The 7,061-nt window shown below is 51.7% G+C and carries 7 protein-coding genes; 5 read left to right on the top strand and 2 right to left on the bottom strand.

Annotation, left to right across the window (positions count from 1 at the left end; translation table 11 throughout):
• The 5 genes from WN59_RS08590 to nagB all read left to right on the top strand — a co-directional run.
• Positions 1-569: divalent metal cation transporter (locus tag WN59_RS08590; RefSeq protein ID WP_046515789.1), on the top strand; the 569-nt coding region annotated here is incomplete at its 5' end.
• Positions 570-580: 11 nt separating this feature from the next.
• Positions 581-1,354, top strand: a complete 774-nt coding sequence (locus WN59_RS08585; RefSeq protein WP_046515785.1) for a putative hydro-lyase — start codon at positions 581-583, stop codon at positions 1,352-1,354.
• A 118-nt stretch (positions 1,355-1,472) separates the two neighbouring features.
• Positions 1,473-3,044: a glutathione ABC transporter substrate-binding protein gene (locus WN59_RS08580; protein ID WP_046515782.1), complete on the top strand. Its 1,572-nt coding sequence runs from the start codon at positions 1,473-1,475 to the stop codon at positions 3,042-3,044.
• An 89-nt stretch (positions 3,045-3,133) separates the two neighbouring features.
• The gene (locus WN59_RS08575; protein WP_046515778.1) at positions 3,134-3,730 is read left to right on the top strand and encodes a pyroglutamyl-peptidase I; all 597 of its coding nucleotides are present in this window, start codon (positions 3,134-3,136) and stop codon (positions 3,728-3,730) included.
• 145 nt (positions 3,731-3,875) lie between these two features.
• Positions 3,876-4,598, top strand: a complete 723-nt coding sequence (nagB, locus tag WN59_RS08570) for a glucosamine-6-phosphate deaminase (RefSeq protein ID WP_046515775.1) — start codon at positions 3,876-3,878, stop codon at positions 4,596-4,598.
• Between the two features lie 259 nt (positions 4,599-4,857).
• Here nagB and WN59_RS08560 read toward each other — a convergent pair whose 3' ends face one another.
• Both WN59_RS08560 and WN59_RS08555 read right to left on the bottom strand, forming a co-directional pair.
• Positions 4,858-6,078: an ABC transporter permease gene (locus WN59_RS08560; RefSeq protein ID WP_046515768.1), complete on the bottom strand. Its 1,221-nt coding sequence runs from the start codon at positions 6,076-6,078 to the stop codon at positions 4,858-4,860.
• Entirely contained in the window at positions 6,071-6,970 is a 900-nt protein-coding gene (locus WN59_RS08555; RefSeq protein ID WP_046515765.1) for an ABC transporter ATP-binding protein, read from the bottom strand. Before WN59_RS08555 ends, WN59_RS08560 begins: the two co-directional genes overlap by 8 nt.
• Between the last annotated feature and the right edge of the window lie 91 nt (positions 6,971-7,061).

The following is a 7,061-nucleotide window of genomic DNA, read 5'->3' as shown; positions in this document are numbered from 1 at the left end:
GCATGACGGGGCAGGAGAGCCTGAACTTTGTCAGCAAGGCGGCGAACTATGGCATCCTGACAACGGGCGTCATGCGTGTGCTTCTATTCCTCGCTGTGCTCGGTGTGGTGGCGACGGGTGCGACGCTCGACCCGGATAACCCGCCGGCTTCCGTGTTCCAGATCGCACTCGGTGACATCGGCATGCAGGTGTTCGGTGTCGTGCTCGTTGCGGCAGCATTGTCATCCGTCATCGGTTCAGCCTATACCAGCGCGTCTTTCCTGAGATCTATACACAGGTTCTTTGATGAACACAACAATACGGTGATCGTCGTGTTCATCGTCGTGTCGACGGTGATATTCACTTTCGTCGGACGCCCCGTGGCGCTGCTCATCCTGGCAGGCGCCTTCAACGGTCTCATCCTGCCGGTCACTCTTGGTGCGATACTTATCGCCTCCAGAAGGAAGAAAATCGTCGGTGATTACCGCCATCCCGCGTGGATGATCATTTTCGGTGCCGTCGCTGTAATCATCACACTCATTGCCGGGATCATGTCACTTGAAGGCCTGGCAGATCTATGGAATAGATAGGAGGATACGAAGTGGATTCTAAAGAATTGAGAGAAGCGATCAGGAATGGTGAGTTCACCGGAACGACCTCAGGTGCCGCGGGCCATAAAGTCCAGGCGAACCTGGTCATCCTGCCGAAGGTTTACGCATTTGACTTCCTGCTGTATGCCATGCGCAATAAAAAGGCGGTGCCCGTGATTGAGGTCATCGAAGACGGACAGACAAAAAGCCGGTTTGCGGACGGCTCCGACATCCGGACAGACGTGCCGAAGTATAATATATATGAGGACGGCGTGCTCCGCGAGACGACGGATGACATCAGAGGATATTGGCGGGATGACTTCGTCACATTCCTTATCGGCTGCAGCTTTACGTTCGAGCAGGCTATCCTGGATGAGGGACTTTCAATCAGGCATATTGATGAGAGGCGGAACGTCGCCATGTACAAGACGAATATCGCGACCGATCCCGCGGGCGTGTTCGGCGGCGAACTGGTCGTCTCAATGCGGCCGTTTGATGAGAGTGAAGTGGAGACCGTCACACGTGTAACGGAACAGTTCCCCGAAATGCACGGCGGGCCGGTCCATTACGGCAGCCCGCACGAAATCGGCATCAGAGATATCGCCGATCCTGAATACGGCGAAGGGGTTGAAATGAGGGAAGGGGAAACGCCGGTATTCTGGGCGTGCGGTGTCACACCGCAGAATGCGGCATTAAACGCGAAGCCTTCCATCATGATTACCCATGCGCCGGGTCATATGTTCGTGACCGACCTTGAGAATGAGGATTACAGAAAAAATAATTGAAAAAGTAACTAATAGGCGGAAATGTGCAGGAATTGTACACATTTCCGCTTCTTTCATCTTTCAATCCATAGTATGATTATAGGTATAATAAGTAAATATATAATGGGAGGAAATAAAGATGAAAAAATGGTACTTTCTGATTGTATCACTGATCTTCGTGCTGGCCGCATGCACGGATGACAGCGGGGTGGATGAAGGCTCTGGATCAGACGGCAGTGGGGAGGAAACGGCAGGGAAGGACATCAACTTCAGCCTGCTTGCCATGCCGAGTTCACTCGATCCGCATGCGGCGAATGACGGTTATTCACTCTATGTGATGACCAACATATACGAGACGCTGGTGAAGATGAACCAGGATCTTGAGCTCGAACCCGGACTGGCCGAATCCTACGGGCAGCTGGATGATACTACGTGGGAATTCAAACTGCGTGAAGGCGTCACTTTCCATGACGGCAGCCCATTCAATGCCGAAGTCGTAAAAGCGAACCTCGACCGTGTGAGGGATCCGGAAGTCGGAGCGCCGCTGGAATTTTTATTTACAGAAATAGATGAAGTGGAGATTGTTGATGATTACACTGTCCGTATACATACCGACGGGCCGTTTGCGGCACTGCCTGCACACCTGGCGCATCCGGGCGGACACATGATCAGCAAGGAAGTGATCGAGGCGGACTATGCGGGCATGGAAGAGGGCGGCAACCCGCTGACGGAAGTCAATGAAAACCCGGTGGGAACGGGGTTCTTCAAGTTTGAGGAGATTGCGGAAGGCGATCATGTGACGCTCGTGCGCAACGGAGACTACTGGGGAGAGCCCGCAAAGCCTGAATCCGTCACATTCAAGGCAGTGCCTGAAGACGGTACGCGGATTGCTGAACTGTCAACTGGCGATGCGGACCTGATATATCCGGTCAATCCGAGTGATGTCGCACGGATTGACGGCACAGAAGGCACGCGTGTGGAACAGAATCAGAGTGCCAGCATGTCGTACATGGGGTTCAATGTTGAGAAGGAGCCGTTCGATGATCCGGATGTGAGACGTGCGATCGCAATGTCCATCGACAAGGAGGCTATCATCAATGAAATGCTCGAAGGTATACCGGCTGTTGCCGATACACCGCTCAACCCGACGGTGACAGGCTACAGCGAGGATCTTGAACCGGTGCCTTTCGACAAGGAAGCGGCAAAGGAACTTCTCGAGAAGAGCGGACACGGCGATGGATTCACGGCTGAAATTGTCGTGAATGACCGGACGACTGCGGATATTGCCACATTCATACAGGAGGAGCTGAAGGACCTGAACATCAATTTGAAAATCCGCCAGATGGAGTCCGGTGCCTACCAGGAATTCACGGCCAACGGTGAACATGAAATGTTCATGGGCAGCTGGGGCACAGTGACGCTTGATGCCGATTATGGACTCTATCCGATGTTCCACTCGGACAACCATGGCGCGCCGGGTAACCGCACGAGATATGCCAATGCAGAAGTGGACCAGCTGCTGGATGAGGCGCGGACTGAGACGGACGGGGCGGCGCGCATGGAACAGTATGCCCGGGCGCAGCAGATCATCATCGATGAATCACCGCTTGTGCCGATCTACCATTCTGTACTGCTTGCGGGCATAAACGATGAACTGGAAGGATATTACCAGTATCCGAGCAGCTTCCCGTATTTGAAAGTCCTGGATTGATAGAAGGAGAGCTCCCGTTTAATATGGGAGCTTTTTTCTTTGGAGTCTGATACATTGGAAGTGACATGATTATGCGAGGTGGGAAAATGATGAAGAAATTACTGCTTACAGGATTCGAACCGTTTTTGAAGTTCAGGTCGAATCCGACAGAAGCCGCGGTGCGCGAGCTGGACGGTCTTGAAATCGGGGAGTACAGCGTGACGGGGAAGGTCTACCCTGTCGTTTTTGACAGGATCGACGAACTGATCACAGGGGACATAGAAGCCGAACAGCCGGATACAGTCGTTTGCCTGGGGCTTGCCGGCGGCCGTCATACAGTCCATATCGAACGGATTGCAATCAACTGCATAGACGGCAGGCCGGACAATGACGGTTTCAATCCCGACGGGGAGAAGATAGATGCGGCGGGACCGGACGGTTTATTCTCCACGCTGCCTGTGAAAAAGCTGGAGTCGGCACTCAGGGAAAAGGAGATCCCGGCAAGTATTTCCAATACGGCCGGCACTTACCTGTGCAACAATGTGATGTATTCCGCACTGAATCACATACAGGATAAAGGGCTCGATATCCCTGCCGGATTCATCCATGTACCGGCGCATCACGAAATCGGGACGGAACTGGATATTCCGAGCTGGTCCCAGGAGGATATTACCCACGCAGTGCGTACCATCATAGAAAATCTGTAAGGGATTAATCATGTGAATTAGCTATCAATTTTTCTAGTTTTTCAACATTTTTCGTGATATTATAAATTTAAATAATCCGGAATTTCCTTCATCTGGATATTCCGGAATACATATCCTGTATTGGAATAGAATACGGAGGCGCTTTATGGAATTAAGCAAAGTGAAAAATTATGATGAAATGAGCATGGAAGCAGCTAAGATCGTATTTCAGAAGATAGTGGACTCGAACAGGCTCGTGCTGGGGCTTGCGACAGGTTCCACACCGGAGAAGATGTATGAGTATCTTGCGGATATGCTGAATAAGAATAAAGTAGATCTCTCCCATGTGTATACGGTGAACCTGGACGAGTATGTCGGCCTTTCCCCGGAAGATGAGCAGAGCTATCATTATTATATGAGGGAAATCTTCTTTGACAAGGTTGATATACCGCTTGAGAATACGAAGCTTCCAAACGGCGTGGCCGAAGACCTCGGCCGGGAGACCCGGGAATATGATGAAATGATCGAGGAGCTCGGCGGCGTCGATCTGCAGATCCTCGGCATCGGCAGAAATGCACACATCGCCTTCAACGAGCCAGGCACCTCGTTCGAATCCGGCACCCACGTCGTCGACCTGACAGAAAGCACGATCCAGGACAATGCAAGATTCTTCGACAAAATCGAAGATGTCCCGGTCAAGGCAGTGTCCATGGGGCTCGGCACCATCATGAACGCCAAGAGCATCCTGCTTATGGCATCAGGCGACGGTAAGAGACAGGCGCTCAAAAACATGATCCACGGTGAAATCACCGAAGAAGTGCCGGCATCAATACTGCAGCGTCACCACGACGTGAAAGTCATCACCGACGTTGCAGATATAGAATTATAAGAGTTGGGATTGGATTTGGCCCTCCGCACACGTGCGGAGGGTTATTTTTGTTTGAGCCGATTTGGCGCGGTGGAGATTCCCGTCTGCCTTGTCATCGTTTTCTAATCGATGATAAGCAAAGGCGTTGTCCTGCCTTCGATTTGGGATCGACGATAAGGCAGGGGGGTCTGCCTTGTCATCGTTTTCCGGTCGATGAGGCAAAAAGTCACGTCCCCTCAAACAACAAAAAGGAAGGACCGGAGTCCTTCCAACAACACGACTATTCTCTTCTGATGCGCTTCAGATTTTTCAGTATGCCTTTGTCCGTCGACAGGACGCTGTTTCTGTAGATGCTTGCAGCGAGCCAGATGACCACTGCGATGGTCACGATCAGTATCAAGATTCCGAGCAGCAGTTCGACCTGGCCTGTGGTTTCATGCATCGCCCGGAGTGGCATGACGAACGGCGTGAACGGCGGAATGTAGCTGGAGATGATGATGAGCATGTTTTCGCTCGTCCAGATGTTGAAGATTGCGATATAGAAACCGATCAGTGAAAACATCGTCACGGGCAGGAGTGCCTGCTGAAGGTCTTCCATGCGACTGATGAATGAGCCGAGCAGGGCGGAAATCGACAGGTACAGCACCAGCCCGAGGATCAGGTAGATCAGTGAGTAGACAGCGAGCGTGACTGTCCGGTCGTTCGATTCCAAGCCGAATTCGGAGATCAGGTTGTTGAAATCGAACATCTGTATCGCAGCAATGACTGCCAGGACGAAGACGATGAGCTGGGTCAGACTGACCGAGATCATCGCGGATATCTTCGCCAGCAGATGGGTCACCGGCGGAACGCTCGATACGATCATTTCTATGACGCGGGATGTCTTCTCCATGGCGATCTCCGTACCGATCTGGCTGGCGTAGTTGATGATGATGAAGAACATGATGATCACTGTGACATAGAAGATGATGCTGTTGAGCGGGTTCATGTCGGCGGCCGACCCTTCGTCCTCAGCTTCCCCATCGTCTGCGGCGATGTCATAAGTGATCTCGGGCGACTCGCCGAGGCTGGCTGTTTCTTCAGGTGTCAGATTGAGCGCCTGTATCGTGCTCATCCGCTGCACTTCAGCGAGGGCCGTCTCGATTTCCGTCTTCTGTTCATCGGGCAGGTCGTTTTCCGCCGAAATGGTAAACGCCAGTGGATCCGTTTCCTCGACGGTCAGCACCGCACCGCCCGCCGGGGCGTCCCCGCCTTCGTACGGTTCGATTTCAAATTCCGCATCCATGGATTCGAACATCGATTCGATCCCTGCGTACTGCGCCTCTTGGGCGTCGACCTGCAGCGTGGTCACTTCTTCGCTCGAATCGAAGAGGTCGATGATCTTGTCGATATTTGCTGCGAGGAATATCAGGAGGACGATGATGAGCGTGCTGATGATGAATGACTTCGCGCGTACTTTGGAAACATATGTCTGCAGGAACGTCGTCATGAATTTATTCATATTTACGACCCACTTTCGAAATAAAGATATCGTTCAGCGAAGGTTCATTCACCTGGAATCGTTTGAAATATCCGAGCTTGATGATTTCCTTGAAAATCGGATCGGCATACTGTTCGTCTGAAATCTTCAGCGTCGTTTTCTTCCTCACCTGTTTCATATCCAGGACACCCGGCATTTCTTCAAGGAATGAAATGTCATGATCCCCTTCGATGATTATCTCCTTCTGTCCGAAGTCGCTTTTGATCTTGTCGATATTGCCGCTGACGACCTGGGCGCCGTGGTTGAGGATGCAGAGTTCCTCGCACATTTCCTCGACATGCTCCATGCGGTGCGTACTGAAGATGATCGTCGCGCCGTTACTATTGAGTTCCTTCACGGATCTTTTCAGGATCTCCACATTGACCGGGTCGAGTCCGCTGAACGGTTCATCCAGTATGATGAGGTCCGGCTCATGGATGATCGATGCAATCAGCTGGATCTTCTGCTGGTTCCCCTTGGACAGTTTCTCGATGCGCTTGTCCCGGTTTTCCGGAACTTCAAAACGCTCGAGCCACTCATCGAGTTTTACATCGATGTCCTTCTTTGACATTCCTTTGAGCTGGGCGAGATAGCGTATCTGCTCTTCGACCTTCAGTTTCGGATGAAGCCCGCGTTCCTCCGGCAGGTAGCCGATACGGTTCGTGACGCTGTAGTCGATTGGCTTCCCGTTGTAGGTGATTGTGCCTTCCGTCTGTTTCAGAAGACCCAGGATCATCCGGAATGTCGTCGTCTTGCCCGCGCCGTTTCCACCGAGGAAGCCGTACATGCTGCCGGTCGGTACAGTGAGGTTGATGTCATCAACTGCAGTATTTTCGTTGAATTTCTTGGTAAGCTGGTTCAGTTCAAGTGACATGGGATTTCCTCCTTCTCTTACATCGATTTTACCATAGTGAAATGCCTGTTGTTACTATATAATGGATAATACTCGATCAGAAAATGAGGTT

Source organism: Salinicoccus sediminis (assembly GCF_000986795.1).
Lineage (GTDB): Bacteria > Bacillota > Bacilli > Staphylococcales > Salinicoccaceae > Salinicoccus > Salinicoccus sediminis.
Note: the sequence above shows the minus strand (reverse complement) of the source record. Positions and strands in the feature narration are given on the sequence as shown.